The sequence below is a fragment of the Microbispora amethystogenes genome, assembly GCF_016863015.1.
In the GTDB taxonomy this organism is placed as follows: Bacteria; Actinomycetota; Actinomycetes; order Streptosporangiales; family Streptosporangiaceae; genus Microbispora; species Microbispora amethystogenes.
The window spans coordinates 1-3,694 of record NZ_BOOB01000092.1 but is presented as its reverse complement, the minus strand read 5'-3'; the positions used below and the strand labels follow the sequence as shown (position 1 = coordinate 3,694).

The 3,694-nt window shown below is 75.1% G+C and carries 1 protein-coding gene; it reads left to right on the top strand.

The window, feature by feature from the left end:
• Positions 1-3,694, top strand: a 3,694-nt coding sequence (locus Mam01_RS35750) for a type I polyketide synthase (RefSeq protein WP_204289650.1), incomplete at both ends; no start/stop codon positions are given.

Sequence of the window (3,694 nt, the reverse complement as noted above, 5' to 3'; positions counted from 1 at the left end):
CTCTTCCACCGCGACCCTGTTCGACGCGCCCGGTCAGGGCAACTACGCCGCGGCCAACTCCTTCCTCGACGCACTGGCCGCCCACCGGCACGCCCACGGACTGCCCGCGACCTCGCTGGCCTGGGGCCTGTGGAACGGCGCAGGGATGGGCGCCGGACTGGACGAGGCCGCGCTGGCGCGCATCGCGCGGTCCGGGCTGGTTCCGCTGTCGTCCGAGGAGAACCTCGCGCTGCTGGACGCCGGGCTACGCAGCGGCGTGCCCGCGGTCGTCCCGGTCCGGGTGGACCACCGGGCGGTCCGCGAACGCGCCGACGGGATTCCGACGATGCTGCGTGGCCTGGTGCGCCCGGCGACGAAGCGCGCAGGCGCCCGCAACGCCCCCACCGGCGGCGGCGCCGGCGGCCTCGCCGAGCGACTGGCTGGGCTCTCCGGCGCCGCGCGCGTCGACGCCCTGGTCGAGGTGGTCCGCGCCGAGGCCGCCGCCGTACTCGGGCACGAGAGTGGCGCCGCCGTCGCGCCCGCGCGCGCGTTCAACGAACTCGGCTTCGACTCGCTCGCGGCGGTCGAGCTGCGCAACCGGATCAACGCGATCAGCGGCATGAAGCTGAGCGCGACCCTGGTCTTCGACTACCCCACGCCCCTCGCGCTCGCCACCCACCTGGCCGAGACGATCGACGCGAAACCGGTGCGGGCCCGCCAGGAGACCGCCGTCGCCGTCGCCCCCACCGAGGACATCGCGATCGTCGGCATGGCCTGCCGCTACCCCGGCGGCGTACGGTCGCCCGAGGACCTGTGGCGGCTGGTCGCCGACGGCGTCGACGCGATCGGCGAGTTCCCCGCCGACCGGGGCTGGCCGCACGACGTGTACGACCCCGAGCTGAGCCGCCCCGCCACCAGCTACACCCGCGAAGGCGGGTTCCTGTACGACGCGGCGGACTTCGACGCCGACTTCTTCGGCATCAGCCCGCGTGAGGCGCAGGCCATGGACCCGCAGCAGCGGTTGCTGCTGGAGGTCTCCTGGGAGGCGTTCGAGCGGGCCGGCATCGACCCGAGGTCCGTGCGCGGCAGCCGCACCGGCGTCTACGCGGGGGTCATGTACCACGACTGGGGCCTGCGGCTCGGCCCGCTGCCCGAGGAGATCGCCGCCTACCACGGCAACGGCAGCCTGGCCGGTGTCGCGTCCGGGCGGGTCGCGTACGTCTTCGGGCTGGAGGGCCCGGCGATGACCGTGGACACCGCGTGCTCGTCGTCGCTGGTCACCATCCACCTGGCCGCCGCCGGGCTGCGCGGGGGAGAGTGCGACCTTGCCCTCGCGGGCGGCGTCACCGTCATGTCCACCCCCGACACCTTCGTGGACATGAGCCGCCAGCGCGGGCTGGCCGCCGACGGCCGGTGCAAGTCGTTCGGCGCCGGCGCGGACGGCGTCGGCTGGAGCGAGGGCATCGGCCTGCTGGTGCTGGAGCGGTTGTCGGACGCTCGGCGGCGTGGGCATCGGGTGCTGGGGGTGATTCGCGGTTCGGCGGTGAACCAGGACGGTGCGTCGAACGGGTTGACGGCGCCGAATGGTCCGTCGCAGCAGCGGGTGATCGGGCAGGCGCTGGCGGCGGCGGGGCTTTCCCCGGCTGATGTGGACGTGGTGGAGGGTCACGGCACCGGCACCACCCTGGGTGACCCGATCGAGGCGCAGGCGATCATCGCGACGTACGGGCAGGGCCGGGAGCGGCCGCTCTGGCTGGGATCGGTGAAGTCGAACATCGGCCACACCCAGGCGGCGGCCGGCGTGGCCGGTGTCATCAAGATGGTGATGGCGATGCGCCAGGGCGAGCTGCCCAGGTCGCTGCACGCCGCGGAGCCCTCACCCCAGGTCGACTGGGACGCCGGTCAGGTGCGGCTGCTGACCGAGCCGGTGGCCTGGCCCGAGGAGGGCAGGCCGCGCCGGGCGGCGGTGTCGTCGTTCGGGATCAGCGGCACCAACGCCCACGTGATCGTCGAGTCGGCACCGGCCGAACCAGTACGGGAACCGCGGCCCGCTCCCGCGACGGTGCCGCTGGTCGTGTCGGGCCGCACCCCGCATGCGCTGCGCGCCCAGGCCGAGCGGCTGCTGCCGTACCTGGAGACGCTGCCGGACGCGGAGGTCGGCGAGCTCGGCCGCGCCCTCGCCACCACGCGCGCCGCGCTCGAATGCCGGGCCGTCGTGACCGGCACGGACAGAGCCGAGCTCGCGGCGGGCCTCGCCGCGCTGGCGGACGGCTCGGCGCCCGCCGGAGCGGCCCGCGAGGGCCGGGTGGCGTTCCTGTTCACCGGGCAGGGCAGCCAGCGCCTCGGCATGGGCCGCGAGCTGTACGACGCCTTCCCGGTCTTCGCCGAGGCGTTCGACGCCGCGCTCGCCGAGCTGGACCGCCACCTGGACCGGCCGCTGCGCGAGGTGCTGTGGGGTGAGGACGCCGATCTGGTCAACCAGACCGGTTACGCCCAGGCCGGGCTGTTCGCGCTGGAGGTCTCCCTCTACCGGCTGCTGGAGTCGTGGGGGGTGCGGCCGGACTACGTCGCCGGGCACTCGATCGGCGAGCTGGCCGCCGCGCACGTGGCCGGGGTGCTGTCCCTGGCCGACTCGGCCCGCCTGGTCTCCGCGCGGGGCAGCCTGATGCAGGCGCTGCCGGCCGGAGGGGCGATGGTCGCCGTACGCGCGGCCGAGGAGCGGGTGCGCCCGCTGCTCGGCGACGGCGTCGACATCGCGGCGGTCAACGGGCCGGAGTCCGTGGTGATCTCCGGTGACGAGGCGGCCGTGTCGCGGGTCGCCGCCGCTCTCGCGGCCGACGGCCACCGGACGACCCCCCTGCGGGTGAGCCACGCCTTCCACTCGGCGCTGATGGAGCCGATGCTCGCCGGCTTCCGCGGCGTCGCGGAGGAACTGTCGTTCGCGCCTCCGGCCATCCCCGTGGTGTCCACGCTCACGGGCACGCTCGCCACCGCGGAGGAGCTGGGCTCGCCGGAGCACTGGGTGCGGCACGTGCGGGAGCCGGTCCGGTTCGCCGATGCCGTTGGCGACCTCGCCGCCCGGAACGTCACCGCCTTCGTCGAGCTCGGCCCGGACGCGGTGCTCGCCGCGATGGGTCAGGCCTGCGTCGCGGAGGACGCGGCCGCGTTCGTCGCCCTCGCCCGCAAGGGCCGCGACGAGGCGCGCGAGCTCGTCGCCGGCCTCGGCCGCGCGTACGGGCACGGAGTGGCGGTCGACTGGGCCGCGTACTTCGGCGGCGACGCCCCGGTCGGGCTCGACCTGCCGACGTACGCCTTCCAGCGCAGGCGGTTCTGGCTCGACGGGTACACGTACGGCGCGGGCGACGTCGGCGCGGCCGGGCTGGACCACATCACGCACCCGATCCTGTCGGCCGCCGTGGAGTCGCCGGAGTCCGGCGAGGTGGTGCTGACCGGCCGGGTCTCCCCGCGGACGCATCCGTGGCTGGCCGACCACGTGATCTCGGGCCGGGTTCTGTTCCCCGGCACCGGGTTCATCGAACTGGCCACCCAGGCGGGCGACTGGGCGGGCTGCCCCAGCCTCGACGAGCTCGTCCTCGAAGCGCCGCTCGTGCTGCCCGCCGAGGGCGGGGTCGCCCTGCGGGTGGTCCTCGGCGCCGCCGGTGACGGCCTGACCCGCTCGGTGCAGATCTTCTCCCGTCCGGATGGTGACGGTGAC